Origin of the sequence: Pseudomonas ogarae (assembly GCF_014268695.2) — a bacterium.
Taxonomy (GTDB): domain Bacteria; phylum Pseudomonadota; class Gammaproteobacteria; order Pseudomonadales; family Pseudomonadaceae; genus Aquipseudomonas; species Aquipseudomonas kilonensis.
This window is the reverse complement of sequence record NZ_CP077086.1, coordinates 930,496-951,601: the sequence shown is the minus strand read 5'-3', so window position 1 is coordinate 951,601 and position 21,106 is coordinate 930,496. Positions and strand designations below refer to the sequence as shown.

The 21,106-nt window shown below is 62.2% G+C and carries 18 protein-coding genes; 10 read left to right on the top strand and 8 right to left on the bottom strand.

The window, feature by feature from the left end; genetic code table 11:
• The first annotated feature begins 66 nt into the window (after window positions 1-66).
• From urtE to ureC, 7 genes are all read left to right on the top strand, one after another.
• A complete protein-coding gene (gene urtE / locus HU749_RS04070) occupies window positions 67-765 on the top strand; it encodes an urea ABC transporter ATP-binding subunit UrtE (RefSeq protein ID WP_018611889.1) in 699 nt (232 codons plus the stop codon).
• 30 nt (window positions 766-795) lie between these two features.
• The gene (locus tag HU749_RS04065) at window positions 796-1,638 is read left to right on the top strand and encodes an urease accessory protein UreD (RefSeq protein ID WP_186651136.1); all 843 of its coding nucleotides are present in this window, start codon (window positions 796-798) and stop codon (window positions 1,636-1,638) included.
• Between the two features lie 228 nt (window positions 1,639-1,866).
• On the top strand, window positions 1,867-2,169 hold the full coding sequence (gene ureA / locus HU749_RS04060) for an urease subunit gamma (RefSeq protein WP_003197350.1): 303 nt from the start codon (window positions 1,867-1,869) through the stop codon (window positions 2,167-2,169).
• A gap of 9 nt (window positions 2,170-2,178) precedes the next feature.
• Complete coding sequence (locus tag HU749_RS04055) at window positions 2,179-2,712, top strand: GNAT family N-acetyltransferase (protein WP_079301676.1); 534 nt, start codon at window positions 2,179-2,181, stop codon at window positions 2,710-2,712.
• A gap of 7 nt (window positions 2,713-2,719) precedes the next feature.
• On the top strand, window positions 2,720-3,253 hold the full coding sequence (locus HU749_RS04050) for a GNAT family N-acetyltransferase (protein ID WP_046064369.1): 534 nt from the start codon (window positions 2,720-2,722) through the stop codon (window positions 3,251-3,253).
• Window positions 3,250-3,558, top strand: a complete 309-nt coding sequence (locus tag HU749_RS04045; protein ID WP_046064368.1) for an urease subunit beta — start codon at window positions 3,250-3,252, stop codon at window positions 3,556-3,558. The genes HU749_RS04050 and HU749_RS04045 overlap by 4 nt, the downstream gene beginning before the upstream one ends.
• Before the next feature lie 138 nt (window positions 3,559-3,696).
• A complete protein-coding gene (gene ureC, locus HU749_RS04040) occupies window positions 3,697-5,397 on the top strand; it encodes an urease subunit alpha (RefSeq protein WP_003197341.1) in 1,701 nt (566 codons plus the stop codon).
• Window positions 5,398-5,557: 160 nt separating this feature from the next.
• Here the strand turns inward: ureC and HU749_RS04035 are convergent, their stop codons facing one another.
• From HU749_RS04035 to HU749_RS04025, 3 genes are all read right to left on the bottom strand, one after another.
• Window positions 5,558-10,600: an NEL-type E3 ubiquitin ligase domain-containing protein gene (locus tag HU749_RS04035; protein ID WP_186651134.1), complete on the bottom strand. Its 5,043-nt coding sequence runs from the start codon at window positions 10,598-10,600 to the stop codon at window positions 5,558-5,560.
• A 108-nt stretch (window positions 10,601-10,708) separates the two neighbouring features.
• Window positions 10,709-11,008, bottom strand: a complete 300-nt coding sequence (locus tag HU749_RS04030) for a chaperone modulator CbpM (protein WP_014336349.1) — start codon at window positions 11,006-11,008, stop codon at window positions 10,709-10,711.
• Between the two features lie 159 nt (window positions 11,009-11,167).
• Entirely contained in the window at window positions 11,168-12,106 is a 939-nt protein-coding gene (locus tag HU749_RS04025; RefSeq protein WP_079301674.1) for a DnaJ C-terminal domain-containing protein, read from the bottom strand.
• A gap of 295 nt (window positions 12,107-12,401) precedes the next feature.
• On the opposite strand from HU749_RS04025, the gene HU749_RS04020 reads away from it, so the two are divergent.
• Window positions 12,402-13,676 carry an Hsp70 family protein gene (locus HU749_RS04020; protein ID WP_186651132.1) on the top strand — a complete coding sequence of 425 codons (1,275 nt, stop codon included), beginning with the start codon at window positions 12,402-12,404 and terminating at the stop codon, window positions 13,674-13,676.
• 134 nt (window positions 13,677-13,810) lie between these two features.
• Here the strand turns inward: HU749_RS04020 and HU749_RS04015 are convergent, their stop codons facing one another.
• The 4 genes from HU749_RS04015 to HU749_RS04000 all read right to left on the bottom strand — a co-directional run bounded on the left by HU749_RS04015 (window position 13,811) and on the right by HU749_RS04000 (window position 17,163).
• Window positions 13,811-14,824, bottom strand: a complete 1,014-nt coding sequence (locus tag HU749_RS04015; protein WP_014336346.1) for an AI-2E family transporter — start codon at window positions 14,822-14,824, stop codon at window positions 13,811-13,813.
• 219 nt (window positions 14,825-15,043) lie between these two features.
• The gene (locus HU749_RS04010; RefSeq protein ID WP_046064363.1) at window positions 15,044-15,316 is read right to left on the bottom strand and encodes a PsiF family protein; all 273 of its coding nucleotides are present in this window, start codon (window positions 15,314-15,316) and stop codon (window positions 15,044-15,046) included.
• A 199-nt stretch (window positions 15,317-15,515) separates the two neighbouring features.
• The gene (locus tag HU749_RS04005; RefSeq protein WP_079301671.1) at window positions 15,516-16,406 is read right to left on the bottom strand and encodes an esterase/lipase family protein; all 891 of its coding nucleotides are present in this window, start codon (window positions 16,404-16,406) and stop codon (window positions 15,516-15,518) included.
• Window positions 16,407-16,524: 118 nt separating this feature from the next.
• Window positions 16,525-17,163: an FMN-dependent NADH-azoreductase gene (locus tag HU749_RS04000; protein WP_014336343.1), complete on the bottom strand. Its 639-nt coding sequence runs from the start codon at window positions 17,161-17,163 to the stop codon at window positions 16,525-16,527.
• A gap of 134 nt (window positions 17,164-17,297) precedes the next feature.
• Here HU749_RS04000 and HU749_RS03995 point away from each other — a divergent pair, with 134 nt between their 5' ends.
• Entirely contained in the window at window positions 17,298-18,239 is a 942-nt protein-coding gene (locus HU749_RS03995; protein ID WP_186651130.1) for a LysR substrate-binding domain-containing protein, read from the top strand.
• 57 nt (window positions 18,240-18,296) lie between these two features.
• Window positions 18,297-18,827 (top strand): ferritin-like domain-containing protein, encoded by a 531-nt coding sequence (locus HU749_RS03990; RefSeq protein ID WP_003197320.1) that lies wholly within the window; start codon window positions 18,297-18,299, stop codon window positions 18,825-18,827.
• A gap of 100 nt (window positions 18,828-18,927) precedes the next feature.
• Here HU749_RS03990 and HU749_RS03985 read toward each other — a convergent pair whose 3' ends face one another.
• On the bottom strand, window positions 18,928-21,003 hold the full coding sequence (locus HU749_RS03985; RefSeq protein WP_186651128.1) for an AsmA family protein: 2,076 nt from the start codon (window positions 21,001-21,003) through the stop codon (window positions 18,928-18,930).
• Window positions 21,004-21,106 lie beyond the last annotated feature (103 nt).

The window sequence follows — 21,106 nt, the reverse complement described above, 5'->3', positions numbered from 1 at the left end:
CCTGCAAACACTGTTCCCTGTGGGAGCGAGCTTGCTCCCACAAGGGACTTGAGGAGAATCTGGAAAATGCTGCAAGTCGACAAACTGCACCAGTACTACGGCGGTAGCCACATCCTGCGTGGCCTGTCGTTCGACGCCAAGGTCGGCGAGGTGACCTGCCTGCTGGGGCGCAACGGCGTGGGCAAGACCACCCTGCTCAAATGCCTGATGGGCCTGTTGCCGGCCAAGGAAGGCGCGGTGAACTGGGAAGGCAAAGCCATCACCACGTTCAAGCCACACCAACGGGTGCATGCCGGCATCGCCTACGTGCCCCAGGGTCGGGAAATTTTCGGGCGGCTGACGGTGGAAGAAAACCTGCTGATGGGCCTGTCGCGGTTTCCCGGCTCCGAAGCCAAGGAGGTGCCGGCATTCATCTATGAATTGTTCCCGGTGCTGCTGCAAATGAAACAGCGCCGTGGCGGTGACCTGTCCGGCGGCCAGCAACAGCAACTCGCCATTGGCCGGGCCCTGGCCAGCCGTCCACGCCTGCTGATTCTCGACGAGCCCACCGAAGGCATCCAGCCCTCGGTGATCAAGGAGATCGGCGTGGTGATCAAGAAACTGGCGGCCCGGGGCGACATGGCGATTTTGCTGGTGGAGCAGTTCTACGACTTCGCCGCCGAGCTGGCCGATCAATACCTGGTGATGTCCCGGGGCGAGATCGTGCAGCAGGGGCGCGGAGAAAATATGGAAGCCGAGGGTGTGCGCGGACTGGTTACGATCTAGTCTTAGCGTCCCGACGATAATTAGAAAATCATGAATCTACCTGTATCGCCATCAGCCCTGTTCACCCCCAGCTGGCACGCAGAGCTGGAACTGGGTTACGCCCGATTCGGCGATTGCACACGCCCGGTACAGCGCCGCCACAACGGTCCGCTGCGGGTGCAGAAGCACTTGTACGCCGAGGGCCCCGAGGTGTGCCAGCACATCATCGTCCACCCACCCGGCGGGATTGCCGGCGGTGACCGGTTGGACATCTCGGCCCACGTCGGCCCGGACGCCTGGGCGCAGTTGACCAGCCCCGGCGCAGCCAAGTGGTATCGCGCGGCAGGCCCGGCGTATCAACATTTGAGCCTGGGCGTCGCCCCCGGCGCGACCCTGGAATGGCTGCCCCAGGAAACCATCGTCTTCAGCGCGGCCCAGGCCGAACTCAGCACGAGCATCGACCTGCAGGGCGACGGGCGCCTGTTCTACTGGGACATGGTTGCCCTCGGCCGACCGGCCAGCGGCGAGCGGTTCGACCTGGGGCATTTCCAGTCACGGCTGGACATTCGCCGCGACGGCCAGTTGCTGTGGCACGAACGCCAGCGCATTGTGGGCGGTGATGGGTTGCTGGACTCACCCATCGGGCTGGGCGGCGATCCGGTGTTTGCCACGTTGCTGGTGACCGGCGAGATCGACAGCGAGCTGTTGGAGCAGTGCCGATCCCTGGGCCATGACGTACGTGGTGACCTGACCCAATTGCCCGGCCTGGTCGTGGCCCGCTGCCTCGCGAGCGAGGCGTTGCTGGCGCGGGGGTGGTTGATTGAATTGTGGCGCTTGCTCAGGCCTACATTGCTTGGACGAGAGGCCGTGCCTCCCCGAATCTGGAGTACCTGAATTTGCTTTTCTGTGGGAGCAATGGCATGCAAACAATGAATTTCTGTGGGAGCAAAGCTTGCTCGCGATGAACGATAACGCGGTCCTTCTGATCGACCGAGGCGCTGCTATCGCGAGCAAGCTTTGCTCCCACAGGTTTTGCTTTCACAGGTTTTGCTCCCACAGGCCCGCCTCCACAGTGGAATGGGTTTACCGCGAAAAAATTTTATCTGCCCTTATGGATTGCACATGGACCTGACCCCACGCGAAAAAGACAAGCTGCTGATCTTCACCGCCGGCCTCGTCGCCGAACGGCGGTTGGCCCGTGGCCTGAAACTCAACTACCCGGAAGCCATGGCCTATATTTCCGCGGCCCTGCTCGAAGGCGCCCGTGACGGCCAGACCGTCGCCGAGCTGATGCATTACGGCACCACGCTGCTGAGCCGCGAGCAGGTGATGGAAGGCATCCCGGAAATGATCCCCGAGATTCAGGTCGAGGCGACGTTTCCCGACGGCACCAAACTGGTCACCGTCCACCAGCCCATCGCCTGAGGCCACGCAATGACGCATCACGTTCGTGACGCCCAATACCCGGACCTGCCAGCGATCCGTGACATCTACAATGAAGCAGCCCTGAATACCACGGCGATCTGGAACGAACAGGCCGTGGACCTGGGCAATCGCCAAGCCTGGTTCAGCGCCCGGCAATCCCAGGGCTATCCGGTGCTGGTGATCGTCGATGGCAATGAAAACGTGCTCGGCTATGCCTCGTTCGGCGACTGGCGACCCTTCGATGGTTACCGGCACACCGTGGAGCATTCGGTCTACGTGCGCAGCGACCAGCGCGGCAATGGTCTCGGCCCGTTGTTGATGAGCGCATTGATCGAGCGCGCCAGGGCATGCGGCAAACACGTCATGGTCGCCGCCATCGAGAGCGGCAACACGACGTCGATTCGCCTGCACGAGCGGGCCGGTTTCGTAATCACCGGGCAGATGCCCGAGGTGGGGACCAAGTTCGGCCGCTGGCTGGACCTGACCTTCATGCAGTTGAACCTCAACCCCGGGGCGCTACCGCCTGCCGTCAACAAGGAGTGAAAAGCCAATGAACGCCGCCCAGTTGCGTCGAGTCCACGCCGAAAGCTTTGCGCACTATCGTCAAGGCCTGATCGATCTGTTGCTCGACGCCGTTGGGTACGGCGCCAGCGTGGGATTCATGGCCGATCTCGATGCCGTCCAGGCCCGCGCCTATTTCGACGAGGTCCAGGCCAGCCTCAACCAGGGCCACCTGCTGCTGTGGGTGGTGGTCAAGGATGAACAGGTTCAGGCCAGCGTCCAGCTTGCCCTGTGCCAGAAACCCAACGGCCTCAATCGCGCCGAAGTGCAGAAGCTGCTGGTCCGCGGCGAGGCGCGCCGCCGGGGCCTGGGCCAGCAATTGATGAGCGCCCTGGAACTCGGCGCCCGTCAGCACAAGCGCGGCCTGCTGTACCTCGACACCGAGGCCGGCTCCGAGGCCGAAGCCTTCTACCGGGCCATGGGCTACATCCGCGTCGGCGAATTGCCGGACTACTGCCAAAGCCCGGACGGGACCTACACACCGACCGCCATTTACTACAAGACTTTGGGGCAACCGCAATGATTCCAGGGCAATACCAGGTCCAGCCTGGCGACATCGAACTCAACGTCGGCCGCCGCACACTTACGCTGAACGTCGCCAACAGCGGCGACCGGCCGATCCAGGTCGGCTCGCACTATCACTTTTTCGAGACCAACGACGCCCTGACCTTCGACCGCGCCGCCAGCCGTGGCATGCGCCTGAACATCCCGGCTGGCACCGCGGTGCGCTTCGAACCGGGCCAGAGCCGCGAGGTGGAACTGGTGGACCTGGCCGGGCATCGCCGGGTGTTCGGGTTTGCCGGGCGGGTCATGGGCGAATTGGACTAAAGCGTTTCTGTGGCGAGGGAGCTTGCTCCCGCTGGGCTGCGTAGCGGCCCTCTCTTGGCGATTGCTGCGCAACCGAGCGGGAGCAAGCTCCCTCGCCACAATGGACTGCATACGACTTAAGAACCTCAAGGCGAGCACATGAAGATTTCGAGACAAGCCTACGCCGACATGTTCGGCCCCACCGTCGGTGACAAGGTCCGCCTGGCCGACACCGAGTTGTGGATCGAAGTGGAAAAGGACTTCACCACCTACGGTGAAGAAGTGAAATTCGGCGGCGGCAAGGTGATTCGCGACGGCATGGGCCAGAGTCAGCTGCTGGCTGCCGAGGTCGTCGACACCCTGATCACCAACGCGCTGATAATCGACCACTGGGGCATCGTCAAGGCCGATGTCGGCCTCAAGGACGGACGCATCGCGGCCATCGGCAAGGCCGGCAACCCGGACATCCAGCCCGACGTGACCATCGCCATCGGCGCCAGCACCGAAGTGATCGCTGGCGAAGGCATGATCCTCACCGCCGGCGGCATCGACACCCACATCCATTTCATCTGCCCGCAGCAGATCGAAGAAGCGCTGATGAGCGGCGTCACCACCATGATCGGCGGCGGCACGGGCCCGGCCACCGGGACCAACGCCACCACCTGCACCTCCGGCCCATGGCACCTGGCGCGCATGCTCCAGGCCGCCGATGCCTTCCCGATGAACATCGGTTTCACCGGCAAGGGCAACGCCAGCCTGCCGGAGCCGTTGATCGAACAGGTCAAGGCCGGTGCCATCGGCCTGAAGCTGCACGAAGACTGGGGCACCACGCCGGCGGCCATCGACAACTGCTTGAGCGTGGCCGACCAGTACGACGTGCAGGTGGCGATCCACACCGACACCCTCAACGAGTCGGGCTTCGTCGAAACCACCCTCGCCGCCTTCAAGGGCCGCACCATCCACACCTACCACACCGAAGGCGCCGGTGGTGGTCACGCGCCGGACATCATCAAGGCCTGCGGCTTCGCCAACGTGCTGCCCAGTTCTACCAACCCGACCCGGCCGTTCACCCGCAACACCATCGACGAACACCTGGACATGCTGATGGTCTGCCATCACCTGGACCCGAGCATTGCCGAAGACGTGGCCTTCGCCGAAAGCCGCATCCGCCGCGAGACCATCGCCGCCGAAGACATTCTCCACGACCTCGGCGCGTTCTCGATGATCAGCTCCGACAGCCAGGCCATGGGCCGCGTCGGCGAAGTCATCACACGCACCTGGCAGACCGCCGACAAGATGAAGAAGCAACGCGGCGCCCTGCCCGGCGACGGCGAAGGCAACGACAACTTCCGCATCAAGCGCTACATCGCCAAGTACACCATCAACCCGGCGATCACCCACGGCATCAGCCATGAAGTGGGCTCCATCGAAGTGGGCAAGTGGGCCGACCTGGTGCTGTGGCGCCCGGCGTTCTTCGGCGTCAAGCCGACGTTGATCCTCAAGGGCGGGGCGATTGCCGCCAGCCTGATGGGTGACGCCAACGCCTCGATCCCGACGCCACAACCGGTGCACTACCGACCGATGTTCGCAAGCTACGGCGGCTCGCGGCATGCCACCAGCCTGACCTTCATCAGCCAGGCCGCCGCCGAAGCCGGGTTGCCGGAACAGCTTGGGCTGAAGAAGAAAATCGCCGTGGTCAAAGGCTGCCGCGACGTGCAGAAGACCGACCTGATCCACAACGACTACCTGCCGAGCATCGACGTTGACCCACAGACTTACCAGGTCAAGGCCGACGGCGTATTGCTGTGGTGCGAACCGGCCGAAGTGCTGCCGATGGCGCAGCGCTATTTCCTGTTTTGAGTTGAAAGAAAGCCAGCCTGGCAACCCCATCCCCCGTGGCGAGGGAGCTTGCTCCCGCTGGGGTGCGCAGCAGCCCTCGTTTTTGCGGTCGCTGCGCAACCGAGCGGGAGCAAGCTCCCTCGCCACAGGGTTCATTGATCCAGGCGGGAACGGAGTCGTCTTACAGGTCCGTGCTTTCCACCAAGGCGTCCAGCTCCTCTTCGGTCAATAACTGGATCAGCTCCGCTTCCTTGACCTTGTGTTGCAAGCCCAGTGTCTCGGATTGGCTGACATAGTCAGGCTCCTCCAGGGTTCCGGCCGCTTTCGCCTCATCCAGCGCAAGCTGATTGGCGATGAGGGCATCATTCATCGCCTGGAAAAGGCTCGCGCGTTTTTGCTTCACGTAATCGATCCAGAAGTCCCGGCCAACCAGCGACTGCAATTGCTTCGGTGAATCATCCAGCGCCAGGATCTCGGCTGCCGCCGCATTGAGCATCTCTGCCGTAACACCGGCCAGCTGGATAAAGCGCCCACCCTTGGGCTGTCCGGGCAGTTCCAGTCGATTCTTGAGACCGACACGGTAGGCCAGGCGCACCTCCACCTCTTCGATCTGCCTGATGAGCCGGTTCTTTTGCGCGGAGGTGAGATCCTCACGGGTATTGATCGTGTCACGCCGCTGCTGAATATCCTGCAGGGCAATGCGCTCCACTTCGTCAAGGCGAAACAGCCCCTTGGCCAGCCGGATCAGCGCCACAGCCTCCTGTTCTCCCACCGTCAGGGCCTTGGCGTTGTGAATCATCAATTTGATTTCCAGGTAGCTGAAGGACAATGCAGCGCGATCCTCACACGTCGGCGCGCCAGCCAGGTCGAACAGTTCACGGCGCAAGTCGGTGGAATCCCTCATCGCTTCAAGCATCTGCCAGACACGCGCCTGGAGGTCCGGATAATTTTCCACGTCCTGGTAGGAGCCGGCCAATCGGTTCAACAGCTGAAAAAACTCCCTGGATTGCGTTTCAGCCTCCAGGCTCCGCCACAGCGTATTTTTGTCCTGCAGTTGCTCCCTGGGCAGGCCTAGCAGCCATCGCTCCACATCCGATAGCCTTCCCCCTGGGACATGTTCAAACGCGCCGGGCGAACGAAAGGTCACCCATTCGGGATTCGACGTTGAGAGGTTCGCCCAATAATCACGCAAGCGCTGCTGGGTCGCCTCGCTCAGTGGATTGTTCTGCACGAAGGTCACCCCATTGACCCGTGCCGTGGCGTGAGCACGCTCGGCCGGCGGATCCGTCAGCTCGGTCGGCACTTCGGTCAGCTCGTTGTTGCGCAAATCGAGCTCTTCCAGCGGCAGGTCGCGCAGGCCAGTCGGCCAAGTGCCGATATCGGTACCGTTCAGATTCAGCCCACGCAGGTCGGGCAACCGGCTGAAATCCGGTAACTGACCCAGGGGGTTCCATTTCAGGTCGAGAATTTTCAGCTGGGTACGCCCTTCAAGGATCTGAATGCTACGCGCGGACAGGGTGATTTCATTCATCGCCAAGTGCAGCCGGGTCAACCCCTCCATCAATTCCACCGAGGGGGGAAGATCGTTCAGGCGGTTGAACGACATGTCCAGCCAACGGAGCGCGGAGAAGCTCTTGAGGAACTTGTCGCAGGAGGGTTCCGCCAAGCGCATGCTACGCAGCTTCAGCGAGACCACATGGCTGAAGTCGGCCGACAGACCTGGCAGCGTCCCTAACGCCACTCCGCTCAGATTAAGCTCATAGCCGACTCTGCTGCCATCCACCGCCGCGACGATCGGGCCTTGGCGCCGCCAGCACCATTGAATTCGATTAGCCACACCCCGCTTGATCGCGGGCAGCAGTTGCTCGACACGATCATTACCCGCATCAAGCCATACTGGGGTGGTGGCCCAGCGGTCCAGATCGCGGATCAGCGTATCCAGCTCGACTTTGCGCCGCTTGAGCTCGGGAACGGCTTGATCCCCCAGGGACCGCAACAGGGCCTGGACTTGCTCGTTCGTATAGTCCGGGTACAAATCCAGCACCCGACGCTCGGGTGACCGGCCCAGGCCCAGCCACTCCCGCACGCCACTCATGGGGTAGCCAACCTTGCCCGAGGCCAGGCGCATCGGTGATTTGAAGGATGACTTGCGCGGTTGCATCTTCAAGTGTTTCGCCAGCGAAGCTCGACTCAATGGTGTTGCACCGACAGCCTTCTGCAGGAGGGCGCCGTGATGAACCGAAGGGCGGCCCATGGCCCGCCGCTCGGCATCCGGGAGCGCATGCTGCAAGGCATCGTAAAGGCTATCCCAATGGCTCAGTTCATTGCCGTTATCGTCGAAGGTCTTGTAGCGCTCACCGTCCTTGACCACGACTTTGGTCTGCATTGCCTCCTGGGCGCCGACGCTGTCGATCAAGGCGCCTGAAAAATCCTCCTCGCGCAGCTCGATGCGCACCGCGTCGTTCCAGCCCGGCAAGGTCTTCAGGGTCGCCAACACCAGTCGGGGGGTGTCGGCCGTGGCCAGTGCCTCGCGATAGAGCCCTTCGTAGCCCCGGTTCAAGCGCAGCGCTCGCTGGTAGTCCCGCAGCTCTTCGGCGATACGCAGCGGGATGGGTTTGGTCTGGGTCGTATCCGCGAAGTCCCAAGCGGCCATTTGCTGTTGCTCGGCCGGGTTGGCAAACGCCACCACCTGTTCGATGACCGCCGCTGGAACCGAGGGAAACCGCGACTTGATCAGTGCTGCACGCGGCTCGCTCGACACGTCTTCCTTGGCGTAGAAATCGTTGAACACGTACACCTTTTCCCGCACCACCACGGCAGCGAGTGTTTTGCGCAGCTGCTGGATCCGGGCGTCCATATTGGTTTTCGCAATCGCCGGGCTCGTGCCCGCCAACAGATCGCCCCCCGCAGCGTCCACCGTCTCGATCAGATTCTTCAACACCCAAGGTGTGCGGACTTTCCTCTCGGGGATGATGACGTCGCGAACCCGGTCCCCTTCTTCCGATGGGCGAACGTATTCCCAAAGCGTCTTGCCCGCACCGTCGACTACTTTGAGCTTGAGCCCTTTTGGCCACGGACCGTAGCCCGTGAGTAGATGCAACTGGGTCATCGGATCGGCGTGTTCATAGTGCAGCGGATCTTCGCTTTGCAGTTGCCCGATGAAATCGTCGACTTGCCGGCACAGGTCGAAGCGCTTGATCGTGTCGGCCAGCAAGGCCGGCATCGGTTCGCCCTCGACATGCAGCCGCCGCAGCACCTGCTCGCTGGTGCCACTGGCCGTACGGATCTGCTCCAACTCTGCGTCGCTGAACCCCTTGACGCAGTGACCAAGCCGGCGCATCAGCGTGGCCCCTTCCCAGCTGCGCGGCCGTTCCAATTCATGGCTCCAGGCACCGCTGCCGTTGTCCGTCAGCGCCGGCTGATAGGCGTCTGGCCCGCGGGAAGGATGACGAATGCGATAGCGCTGGGTCGTCGGGTCCTGTTGCACCTGGTAATTCTGGCCGCCCAGCGGCACGACTTCTCGACCGTCGACAAGGTACAGCCCTTGAGCATCCGGGTGCGAAGTCGCGGGCAACTCCAGCGCACTCCGGTAAGGCGTCAGGTCGGGGCGCCAGAGACGTGATTCACCGTTGGCCAGTTGGACCGGCTCCAACTGCTCCACCGTGCTCGACCACTGAATGTGCGGCAGCACCGCCGCACCGGTGGCGACGAACGCGGTGTTGAGGGCCACGCTGGAGAAATGCGCCCACATTTCCCTGGTCTCCCCGCGTTCGAACGCTTCGATGCCCTCGAACGCTTCGTTGAACATCTGCACAGCGCCTACCGTCAGCATCAACGGCCCAAGCCCTGGCACCACGAACGCTGCCAGGTTGAAGACATCGACCACGGCATCCAGGTAACTGTCCAGCCGCGCCAGACGGGCTTTCTTGTCCTCATCACCAGTGGGCACCGCCACCGCCCGGGCATCGACCTGGATCTTCTGGATCTGCCTGAGACGCAGCGATTCCCACAAGGGGTCAGGCATGGAGGACGTCTCCATGGGCAGTGCCGGCAATTTCGACTTGAGCGGGTAATCGGCCTGATCATCCGCTGGCGCGCCAGGCTGATAGAGGCGGTTGAATCGCTGGAAAAATCCGCCCAGTTGGCGCAACGGCACAAAGCGACTGAAGAAGCGCCAGTAGGCGACGCGATGCAAACGCCGGCGCAGATCGACCATGAATTCGCCGCTGGACGCATATTCCTTGAGAGGATGCTCAGGGTCGCCCGGCAGGTAGGCCACCACCCGTTCCACCCGACGACTGCTCTCCCGGTCGGGCCCGATCAACAGCGGGCCAACCAAGCCGATGCCGAAAATGCGCAATGAGGTGAACGTCACCGCCCGCCCATCGAGCATGGCCTCGCGTTGGTCGCTGACCACCTGCTGCAACATTCGATAAGCGGCCAGACTGATGTCACCCTTGGCCCAGGCGACCTCGACACAAAGCGCCAATCCCTCTTGGTGATGAGCGCGCAGTTGACGATCCAACTGGCCACGCGCCTCATGGTCGATCGGCCGTACGATGGCGTTGATGTGTTCCTGATACCGGCGCCCCAAGTCCAGCTTGCGGCACAGCCTGGCAAAAGCCTCAGGCGTGATCGGCAACGCCCCGGCGCGAAAGGCGTTGATGGCCGGAACAACCTCGCCCGTATAAAACGGCCGCACCGTAGTAATGAGGCTGCAGTCGTCACAGCCGGGCTTGCGCTCTTCGTCGGCGTCGAAATTGGCCAGCGCGGCCTCCAGCAACGAAGTGCCGTGGTATTCGTAGCGATCGAAATGGCTGCCCTCGCTGTCGAGCACCAACGCACCAAAAAAATCACCGCGCGCCTGGCGCCCGTACTTGCGGACGAAATAAACCTGGTTGACGTTCAGCTTGCGCTTGAACTCATCCTGGATCGCCTGGTTGAGCAGCGGCTCGGCAAAGGCGCGGATGTCCTGGACATTGCCCAGCACATTGTCGATCTGGTTCAAGGTTTCGCGGTAGTGGGCGTGGCTGTGCTTGAGGCGGGCTCGGGTTTCGTGGGAAGCCTTCACGTACCAATCTGGAAGCTCCAGCGTTTGGTCGCTCAGTTCCTGCTGGCGCTGCACGATAGCGCCGCTGTACCAGCCGGGAATGCGGGTCTTGAGCAGGTCCAAGTGCAGGCCGCGGCTTTCAGGGCGCACAGAGCCAAGAATGGGTTCTGGCATGTCGGGTCATCCTTGATGTGGAAAAACCCGAGCCTACTCAGTGCCTCAGTGCTGGATGTGGTAACTATTTATCGCTTTTTCGACGGGATATGACTCGCCAAACCGCTGTCACCCCACCCAACGTTTCAGTTGCTGCCGCAGCCGGCGATTTTCGGTGCGCAACTGTTGCACCTCTTCCAGCAAGTCCAGGGCCAGGGCGACGCCTTCCCACTCCAGGTCCAGGTCGTGACGCAGCTTGGCGGCACGCTTGGCCAGGAGCAGTTCGTAATCGGTGAAACGCCAGTCCGTCGGCACCGTGCCTTCAGGCTCGAGGATCCCATGCTCGACGATTTCGATGACATGGACGTCCGCCAACGAGGCGGCCTCGCAGAACTCCCTCAGGTTCAGTTCAATGATCGGGTTGCTCATGGTCTGCTTCTCCCAATGCTGTCACTGTCGAGTCTAGCCCCGCCTACCCTTGTGAACGGGATCTGTGGGAGCAAAGCTTGCTCGCGACAGAGGTGCCTCAACTCCTGGAGATCGAGTTGCATTCATCGCGGGCAAGCCTTGCTCCCACATGTGATGTGTTCAGAAGCTCTCCCGCGGATCGAACGCGGCTTTCTTCGCCAGTTCCGCCCACAACGCCTTGACCGCCTCGTCGCTGGTCTTGGGCATCACGGCCTTGAGTTGCACGAACAGGTAGCCGCGCTCGCCGGCCTTGTTGCGCAGGCCGTGGCCCTTGGCGCGCATGCGCTGGCCGTTCTGGCTGCCGGCCGGGACCTTGAGGTTGATCTTGCCGGTGAGGGTCGGCACCGCCACTTCCGTACCCAGCGCCAATTCCCACGGTGCCAGGGGCAAGGTGATGATCAGGTCCTGGCCTTCGACGTCGAACTTGGGGTGCGGCGCGAAACGAATGGTCAGGTACAAATCGCCATTGGCACCGCCACCGATACCCGGCGCACCCTGGCCCTTGAGGCGGATGCGTTCGCCGTCGGTCACGCCCAGTGGAATCTTCACGTTCAGGCTTTTGCTGGTGTTGCTCACGTGCTGGCCGGCCGCGTTGTACTGCGGCACCTGGAAGCTGACCTTTTTCGACTCGCTCGACAGGGTCTCTTCCAGGAAGATCGGTAATTCCATTTCCACGTCTTGCCCTCGACGGCCGGCGCTGCGACCTGACTGTCCGCCACCGAAACCCGGCCCGCGATTACCAAAAATCGAACTGAAGAAGTCCGAGAAATCGCCGGTGTCCTGGCCGCCAAAACCACCACGGCTCTGCCAACCCGGCGGGCCCTGGAACGGCTGTCCATGCTGGCCGTAGCGGCGCAGGTCGTCGTACTCGGCGCGCTTGTCGGCGCTTTTCAGCGCTTCATAGGCTTCGGAGACGTCCTTGAACTTGGTCTCGGCGTCCTTTTCCTTGCTCACATCCGGGTGGTACTTGCGCGCCAGTTTGCGATAGGCGGCCTTGATCGTGGCGTCGTCGGCCGTCGGCTCGACACCCAGGATCTTGTAATAGTCTTTGAAGTCCATTGAAGGATCACCATCCGTTATCGATATAGCACCGCCATGCACAGCATGCTCGTGGTACAAGCCTCGGAGTTTGACCAATCTCAAGGTTTGTGACCGGACGGTGCGTCAGAAGTTTATCGGCAGCCGGTGGCGGTTCTTGTACCGCCGTGTGCTACCAGGCCCATGCCAGCAAGTTTGGGGGTATAAGGGCCGCTTTCAAGGCCGACGATTGCGAATTAGCGGATAACCGGCCTTCGAATCCGCGTCGCACTGACATACACTGCGCGGCCGTTTTTTCAACTGGAACCCGAAAGACATGAAAAACGCATCCCCGGCCCGTGCCTGCGGCATCGACTTTGGCACGTCCAACTCCACTGTCGGCTGGCTGCGCCCCGGCATGGAAACGTTGATCGCGCTGGAGGACGACAAGATCACCCTGCCTTCGGTGGTCTTTTTCAATCTCGAGGAACGTCGCCCGGTGTATGGCCGCCTGGCCCTGCACGAATACCTGGAAGGCTACGAAGGCCGGCTGATGCGCTCGCTCAAGAGCCTGCTGGGCTCCAAGCTGATCAAGCACGACACCAGCGTGTTGGGCACTGCGATGCCCTTCAAGGATCTGCTGGGGCTGTTCATCGGCCAACTGAAGAAACGCGCCGAAGCCACCGCCGGTCGGGAATTCGAAGAAGTGGTGCTGGGGCGCCCGGTGTTTTTCGTCGACGACGATGAAATGGCCGACCAGGAAGCGGAAAACACCTTGGTGGACGTCGCCCGCGCCATCGGTTTCAAGGAAGTTTCCTTCCAGTACGAGCCCATCGCGGCGGCATTCGACTATGAATCGACCATCGAGAAAGAAGAGCTGGTGCTGATCGTCGACATCGGCGGCGGTACCTCGGACTTCTCCCTGGTGCGCCTGTCCCCCGAGCGCCGCACCCACGACAACCGCCACGACGACATCCTCGCCACCGGCGGCGTGCACATCGGCGGGACCGATTTCGACAAGCAACTCTCGCTGGCCGGCCTGATGCCGCTGTTCGGCTACGGCAGCCGCATGAAGAGTGGCGCCTACATGCCCACCAGTCACCACATGAACCTGGCGACCTGGCACACCATCAACGCGGTGTACTCGCAAAAATCCACCCTCGCCCTGGGCAGCATGCGCTACGACATCGAAGACACCGGCGGCATCGACCGGCTGTTCAAGCTGATCGAACAGCGCGCCGGGCACTGGCTGGCGATGGAAGTGGAAGAAACCAAGATCGAGCTGACCCACGCCGACCAGCGCCACGTGCCGCTGGATCGGATCGAGCCAGGCCTGAGCGTGGACATGAGCCGGGCCTTGTTCGAGTCGGCCATCGACGGCTTGCTGGAGCGGGTACGCGGCAGCGTCACGCAGTTGCTCAACGATGCCAACGTGCGGGTCGATCAGGTCGACACGGTGTTCTTCACCGGCGGTTCCAGCGGCATCCCGGCGCTGCGCAACAGCGTCTCGGCGATGCTGCCCCAGGCGCGGCATGTGGAAGGCAATATCTTCGGCAGTATCGGCAGCGGGTTGGCGATCGAGGCGATGAAGCGCTATGGGAGCCAGGTCTGATCCAGGACCGAGGCGCCTGAATCGCGAGCAAGCTCGCTCCCACAGTTTGACCGGGTTCTTTCAGAAGGAATGCGGCCGAATGTGGGAGCGAGCTTGCTCGCGAAAGCGGTAGACCAGGCAATACAACTACCCGATCAAACCATCCCCACCTGCTTCAACTCACTCTTGAGATACGCATAATAAATCGGCCCCGCCACCACCCCCGGCAGGCCGAATGCGGCTTCGAACACCAGCATCGCCATGAGCAATTCCCAGGACTTGGCGCTGATCTGCCCGCCGACGATACGTGCGTTGAGGAAGTATTCGAGCTTGTGGATCACGATCAGGTAACCCAGCGCCGCCACCGCCACCCAGATCGACAACGACAAGGCGACGATGGTGATCAGGGTGTTGGACATCAGGTTGCCGATGACCGGCAACAGCCCCAGCAGGAACGTCATCACGATCAGGGTCTTGGTCAACGGTAGCTGGATGCCGAACAGCGGCAGCACCACCGCCAGGAAAATCCCGGTGAAGAAGGTGTTGAGCAGGGAAATCTTGATCTGGGCGAAGACGATGTTGCGAAACGCCTTGACCAGCAGGTTCAGGCGATCGAACAGCGCCGCGGCCAGGGGTTTGCGCTTGGTCAGGTCGGGGATGCGCTGCAGGGCAACGATGGCCCCCAGCACCATGCCGATCAGCAACGTCACGAACATGTGAGCGGCGTCCTTGCCCACCAGTTGCAGGTCGCTCAGGTGCTTGCTCACCCAGTCACCGATCGCCACCCGGAACTCGGCGGCGCTGGCCGGCAGGTAAGCGTCGATGAACGGCGGCAACTGCCCACGGGCACGGTCGACCACCGCCATGAACTTGTCCAGGGACGCGCCTGGGTTTTCCGCTTCATGCAGCAGGAAACTGAAGGCGCCAGCGAAGATCAACGTCAGCACACTGACCACCAGCGTGCCCAGCAACGCCACCGCCAGCCAGCGAGCGCGGCGGCCTTCGATCAATCGCTGCAACTGCGGCGTGAGCATGTTGACCAGTTCGAACACCAGCAGCCCGGCCAGCAAACTCGGCAACAGACGCAACGGCAGCACCAGCAACAGCCCACCAAAAATGATCACCCAACTGATCACCAACAACACATGACGCTGAGAAAACGTTGGCATACAGCCTCAGGACAAAACGGCGTGAAAGGATCGGCAGTCTGCCAGCGATCCGCTGGCAGCACTAGGGATTGTGTCGGCCGACCTTGATCGCAGTTCAGGTTTTTTTTGTAAATTTTGCGCCGACCCTATCGCGAGCAAGCTCGCTCCCACAGTAGATCGGCGTTGCCCGGTCCATGTGGGAGCGAGCTTGCTCGCGATGGGACCTTACAGGTCAAACATCTACTTTTTCTTCAGGCACTCACTCATGAACGCCTTGCGGGCATCGCCCTTCAGCGCCTGCTCGGTGGCGGTGGCGTTGCAGCTCTTCATGCGCTCCTGCGGGGTAGCCTTGAGGCAATTGCTCATGAACGCCTTACGCTCATCGCCCTTGAGGGCCTTGGCGGTGGCGTCGGCGTTGCAGGTGGTCATCTTGTTCTGCTGCGCCGTCTCGGCGAAGCTCTGGGAACACAGCAATAAACCGATCATCAACAAAGGCACACGCAGCATCTTCATGGTGTTTCTCCTGGCTGCCACACGAGGGTGTGGCGATGAGGTGCAGTGTAGACAAAGCCTGTTACACCCTCATCTGCTCGATTTCCTGTGCCTGGTCTATCGCCATCGCGAGCAAGCTCGCTCCCACAGGGGATTTGCAGCGCTCGGTCCATTGTGGGAGCGAGCTTGCTCGCGATGGAGGGCAACTCGATCCGAAGCCCTACACCCCGGCAGCCTTCAACCGCTCGGCATGCTCGACAAACAACCGGATCGGCTCGGCCCCCTTGCCCACCAGCCCCAGCGACTGGTTGACGATGTCGAAGTGGTCCAGCGGATAGTCATCGCCGATGACCGTGCCCAGGTGCGAGCTGTAGCGTCCGACCATGCCGTCGCATTGCCCCGCCTCCCTTACAAAGGTGCGAGCAAATAAACGGCAACTGCGGTTGGTGCCGTCGAACAGGTTGCGCCCCTTGTCGGTCTTGCCCGGCTGCAAGGTGCCGGACCACGAGTAATAGCGCACGCCATTGACCACTTCCGGCCCATTCCCGCCCCAGGTAACCGGCAGGCCCTGTGGATAACGTTGGTTGAACACCCCCACCCCGGCGGTGGTCAGGGAGGCGTGGGAAGCGTGAACATCCACCGGCAGCTTCGGCCCACGATAGCCGGTGTCCAGCAGGCTCATCAGGGCGTTGATCAGCCGCAGCACGGCACTGAGCACACGCCCCTTGGCACTGTCGGCCGGGTAGTGGAGTTGCAGGTAATCGGCCAGTTCGGAACCGTGGTTGGTGCCGGCCACCGATGTGACCGACGCCACCAGGTCCGGGCGCTTGGCGGCTGCATAGCGCGCGGTGAGGCTGCCCTGGCTGTGGCCGATCAGATTGACCTTCTGCGCACCGGTTTGCCGCAGGATCTCCTCGATCCGTGCCAGCAATTGCTCGCCGCGCACCTCGGAAGAATGCAGCGGCGAAACCTTCACCGCCACGACCACGGCCCCGCCGCGACGCAACGCCGAGACGATCCCATACCAGTACGGATACAACACCAGGCGTATGAACCCGAGCATGCCCGGGACCAGTACCAGCGGATAACGAGTGGCACAGCGCTGCGACATGGCGACATCCTTGTGATCAAGAGGGGTCAGCATCGGTACCGATGATGACCAGTCTATGACATCCAGATGAATCCGTGGCGAGGGCGCTTGCTCCCGTTGGGCTGCGCAGCAGCCCCTCTCAGAAGGACTGCGCCAAGGCCAGCAAACGCTCCTCGGCCTCGGCGCAGGACAACGCAAAGCTGCGCTCGGCCGACTCTTCGCCTTCGGCCGCCACCACCGTCACATCGGTGATGCCGATAAACCCCAGGACAGTGCGCAACAGTGTGTCGGCGTGGTTCATGCTTTCCAACTGGCCGCCGGGGCCGAAACCGAAATCGCCGCGACTGGTCACGATCAGGGCCTTTTTGCCCAGCACAAGCGGCTCGTAGTGCGACACGCCGTTATCCAGGCTGTGGTTGAACGTCAGCCCGATGCGCACGATCTGGTCGATCCAGGCCTTCACGCCGCTGGGCACGCTGAAGTTGTGCATGGGCGCGGAGATCACCAGTCGGTCATGGGCTTGCAACTCCTCGACCAAGGCATCGCTCAGGGCCAGGTCCGCTTGCATGATCAATGGTCGAGCCTGGGGCTCGGGGTAGAACGCCGCGGCGATGAACGCTTCGTTGACCGGCGCAATCACTGTCCGTCCGACTTCGCGACGGGTCAATTGGGATTGTGGATGGGCGGCCTGCCACGCCGAAACAAAGGCCTCGGCCAAGCGCCGGGAATGAGAACGCTCGCCACGGGGACTGCCATGCACCACAAGAATCTTACTCATCTGAATCTCCTTTATCCGGCTACAATCGATACTGCTTGTGCCTTGCAGCTTGAAGCCCAGCACTGCTAGCAGACAAATGAGCGCTAATTCATCAGGATGAGTTAATTTCATCCATAGTTTTCAGGAGAGTTCAGATGTTCGCCAACCTGCCGCTCAACGCCCTGCGCGCCTTCGAGGCTGCCGCGCGGCTGCTCAGTTTCAAGGCGGCTGCGGCGGAGCTGTCGGTGACGCCTACGGCGGTCTCCCATCAGATTCGATCCCTGGAGACCTGGTTGGGGCTGGTGCTGTTCGAACGCCTGCCACGCCAGGTACGCCTCACCGACGGCGGGCAACGCTTGTTCCACAGCCTGCATGGGGCGTTGCTGGAAGTGGCACAAAGCGTCGACACCCTGCGCCCACAACGCAGCACCAGCCACCTGACACTGTCCACCACCGCAGCGTTTGCCGCCCTGTGGCTGGTGCCTCGCCTGGGGCGGTTTTATGCGCGTCACCCGAACATCAACGTGCGCCTGGACACCCACTGCGAGGTGATCGACCTGCACCAGGACGCCAGCGTCGACCTGGTGGTGCGCTACAGCCTGGATGCCTACCCGAACCTCTACGGTATGTGCCTGTTCGATGAAAGCTTCGGGGTCTATGGCTCGCCTGAACAGGTGGCGCTGGCGGCACGGCAGGTGCCGACGCTGATCAGCGTGCAGTGGCACAACTCCAAGCTGTACGCCCACGGTTGGGATGCCTGGTGCGCCCAGGCCGGGGAAACCTGGCTCACCCGGCAGCCATGCATGCGCGAGTACGACGAGGAGCATTACGCCTTGCAAGCAGCGATTGCCGGGCAAGGCCTGGTGCTGGCGAGCAATATCCTGGCTTCCGAAAGCATCGCCAGTGGCTTGCTGGTGGGCTATCGCCCGGACGTCCAGGTCAATGGTGCCGGCTACAGCGCCCTGTGCGTCCCGGGCCGCGAACGCCATCCGCCGGTGCGGGCGTTCTTCCAGTGGCTGGGGGAGGAAGCACGGCTGTCCGGCTATGCGCTGAAAAACTCGGTAAAACTTTTCCAGGACCGTGTCGCTCAGACTTAGAGTGATCGCGCCATCAGAGCGTGACGCTCCCACCGGATCAGCCTCCAGGAGAACGAGATGAGCGACATGCACTTATCCGATGTAACCACCCTGCGTGAACGTGCAAGGCAGAACGTGCAGAACGGTGCAGTGACCGAAGGCTACGGCGCCGATCGGCAGGAAGTTGTCCGCCTGCTCAACGAAGCGCTGGCCACCGAACTGGTCTGCGTGCTGCGCTACAAGCGCCACTACTTCATGGCCACCGGCCTCAAGGCCAGCGTGGCGGCCAGTGAATTCCTCGAGCACGCGAACCAGGAAGCCGAACACGCCGACAAACTCGCCGAGCGCATCGTGCAGCTGGGCGGCGAGCCGGAGTTCAACCCCGACCTGTTGACCCGTAATTCCCACGCCCAGTACGTGGCAGGCAACACCCTCAAGGAAATGGTGTACGAGGACCTGGTGGCCGAACGCATCGCCATCGACAGCTATCGGGAAATCATCCAGTACATCGGCGAAAAAGACCCGACCACCCGGCGCATCTTCGAAGACATCCTGGCCCAGGAAGAAGAGCATGCCGATGACATGGCCGACATTCTGGCTGATCTCTAGTACCGCCATCGCGAGCAGGCTCGCTCCCACATGGAATCGTATTCCCCTGTGGGAGCGAGCTTGCTCGCGATGAGGCCAGTCGCCTCGCCGCAAGCCTGGCTTATCGGGTGGGCTTGACCGTCACCGGTGCCTTGCCCGCCTTCATCTGCTCCAGCAGCGGCGCGCACTGGTTCGGCTCACCACCGCTGGGCGCTACCAGCGCGAGCAAGCCGGCGGCCGGTGCAGCGATCACACCCAATGCCACCATCCCGGCGCCGCGCAGCATCAGCGGCACTGCCTTGACCCCGGCGGCGGGCTTGGCGAACGAGCCCCGCACGTACAACGGCGAGCGCAGGGAAATCAGGCGCCAGCCCTTGGACTCGGGGGTGATGGTCAGGTCCAACTGTTCAGTCGCCATGTTCGCCGTGCCGTCGATGTAGATGATCGCGTTCTCGGTGTCGAACACGAACAGGCGCGTGGTTGCCAGACCCGTCTTGATGTCGAAGTCCGCCGCCGCGCAGTTGATCTTCACTTCCTTGTCGCCAAAAATTTTCCCCACCACGTAGTTGCCGACGTTCAGCCCCGCCAGCTCCATCAGCTCACGACTGATGGCACCATCGTTGATGAGCATTTTCAGCGTGCCATTGGAAGTGCCCAGCAACGCCGCCACCGAATTGCCGCGCCCGGTGATATCGGCATCGCCGTTCAATTCGCCGAAGCTGGTTTTCATCGGCTCAAAACCAGGGAACAGTTGCTTGAGCTTGAAACCTCGCGCCGTCAGCTTCGCCTGGCCTTCAAGGGGCCGGGTGCGCCCGTTGAGGCGGATCTGTGCATCAAGGCGGCCACCGGCCACGCCGAAGCGCAGCGGCTCGAGGCTCAACTGCCCATCGTTGAGCACCAGATGGGTGTAAAGGTCGGTAAACGGCAACTGCTCGCTGTGGACAATGCGTTTGCCGGTGAACTCGACATCGGCGTCCATCACGCTCCAGCGCTCAGTGCGAAACTCCTCCACGGGCAAGACCTTGTCGGTCGGCTGCTTGCTGGCGCCGCCCCGGGCCTTTTGCTCGGCATTGGAGTCAGCGCCGATCAGCGGCGCCAGATCACTGAACAGCAGTTGATTGGAGACCAGCGCGCCACTGAGTTTCGGCCGGGGCTGGCTGGCGACATAGGCCAGGTCGCCATGGATATCGCTGTCGCCGATCTTGCCGTTGAACGCCTCATAGAGAAACAGCGCCCCTCCCGGCTCATGCAGCTTGGCAATCAAGCGGCCATCGGTGGCATAAGGCGGCGAATCGGGCAGGGTCACGCCGGTCAGTGGGTAGAGATGGGCGAGGCTGTTGCCGGCCAGTTTCAGGCGCAAGTCCAGGGCCCCGAGATTCATCGGGTCGGTGAGAGTGCCGGCCAGTTCGACGCGGGTCTCGGCGATCTTCGCCTGGGCCTGGAGCGGAAAGGGTCGTGACGCATCCTGCAAGGCCAGCAAACCACCGACCTTGCCGGAGCCGGCCAGGTTTTGCCCGTGATACTGCCCGTTGACCTTGAAGGCGAACGCGTAGTCCTGCGGTGTGGCGCCCTGGTCCTGGGCTTTTTTGGCGGCCTTGTCACCGACGATATCGCTGAACGGGATGGGTTTGCCCAACGGGTCGATCAACAGGTCGAGCCGGGTCTTGAGCGTCTGGTCGTCAAGGGTGACGTGGCCTTTGTCGAAGCCGATGGCGCCGATGTCCACCTCCCAGCTGGACGGCTCGGCGTCCGGGTCTTTCGGATCGAATTGGAAGGTCCAGTTGGCGCGTCCGTCAGCCAGGCGCTGCAGGTTGGCATTGGGCTCAGTCAGGTCGATGCGCGGGATCGCCACACGCCGGGCCAGCAAGGCCAAGGGGGACACGCGCAACTCGACACGCTTGAGCGTGACCATTTGCGGGTTTTTCGACCAGTCAGGGTTGCCCAGGCTCAAATCCTCAGCCACCACATGGGGCCACGGCAACCAGGCTCGCCAGCCCCCTTCCTCCGGCTCACGCTGCCAGGCCACCGCCAAATTGCCGTTGATGGCAAAGGGGCGATGCAACTCCTCGGAAACCTTGGCATTGAGCGTGGGCTTGATGCGGTTCCAGTCGAAGAACGCGATGACCAGGACCAGCACGGCCAGCAGGACAACAAGGCTGGCAAAGCTCCAGGCGAGGATTTTCGAGGTGCGCGTCATGCACAAGGCTCCTGATGACAAGTCAGCGTCCGCAACCGCGACGCCGTTGGAAACACGAACCTGCAGCCGGTTCGTCATAAAGGGTTGGACTGGTAAAACAGCC

Bases quoted from the DNA above. Each gene is read 5' to 3' on its own strand.
- HU749_RS04000 (WP_014336343.1), bottom strand. From the start codon at position 17,163: ATGAGTAAGATTCTTGTGGTGCATGGCAGTCCCCGTGGCGAGCGTTCT.
- HU749_RS03990 (WP_003197320.1), top strand. From the start codon at position 18,297: ATGAGCGACATGCACTTATCCGATGTAACCACCCTGCGTGAACGTGCA.
- HU749_RS04030 (WP_014336349.1), bottom strand. From the start codon at position 11,008: ATGAGCAACCCGATCATTGAACTGAACCTGAGGGAGTTCTGCGAGGCC.
- HU749_RS04055 (WP_079301676.1), top strand. From the start codon at position 2,179: ATGACGCATCACGTTCGTGACGCCCAATACCCGGACCTGCCAGCGATC.
- HU749_RS04035 (WP_186651134.1), bottom strand. From the start codon at position 10,600: ATGCCAGAACCCATTCTTGGCTCTGTGCGCCCTGAAAGCCGCGGCCTG.
- urtE (WP_018611889.1), top strand. From the start codon at position 67: ATGCTGCAAGTCGACAAACTGCACCAGTACTACGGCGGTAGCCACATC.
- HU749_RS03985 (WP_186651128.1), bottom strand. From the start codon at position 21,003: ATGACGCGCACCTCGAAAATCCTCGCCTGGAGCTTTGCCAGCCTTGTT.
- HU749_RS04015 (WP_014336346.1), bottom strand. From the start codon at position 14,824: ATGCCAACGTTTTCTCAGCGTCATGTGTTGTTGGTGATCAGTTGGGTG.
- HU749_RS04065 (WP_186651136.1), top strand. From the start codon at position 796: ATGAATCTACCTGTATCGCCATCAGCCCTGTTCACCCCCAGCTGGCAC.
- HU749_RS04005 (WP_079301671.1), bottom strand. From the start codon at position 16,406: ATGTCGCAGCGCTGTGCCACTCGTTATCCGCTGGTACTGGTCCCGGGC.
- HU749_RS03995 (WP_186651130.1), top strand. From the start codon at position 17,298: ATGTTCGCCAACCTGCCGCTCAACGCCCTGCGCGCCTTCGAGGCTGCC.
- HU749_RS04050 (WP_046064369.1), top strand. From the start codon at position 2,720: ATGAACGCCGCCCAGTTGCGTCGAGTCCACGCCGAAAGCTTTGCGCAC.
- HU749_RS04020 (WP_186651132.1), top strand. From the start codon at position 12,402: ATGAAAAACGCATCCCCGGCCCGTGCCTGCGGCATCGACTTTGGCACG.
- HU749_RS04045 (WP_046064368.1), top strand. From the start codon at position 3,250: ATGATTCCAGGGCAATACCAGGTCCAGCCTGGCGACATCGAACTCAAC.
- ureC (WP_003197341.1), top strand. From the start codon at position 3,697: ATGAAGATTTCGAGACAAGCCTACGCCGACATGTTCGGCCCCACCGTC.
- ureA (WP_003197350.1), top strand. From the start codon at position 1,867: ATGGACCTGACCCCACGCGAAAAAGACAAGCTGCTGATCTTCACCGCC.
- HU749_RS04010 (WP_046064363.1), bottom strand. From the start codon at position 15,316: ATGAAGATGCTGCGTGTGCCTTTGTTGATGATCGGTTTATTGCTGTGT.
- HU749_RS04025 (WP_079301674.1), bottom strand. From the start codon at position 12,106: ATGGACTTCAAAGACTATTACAAGATCCTGGGTGTCGAGCCGACGGCC.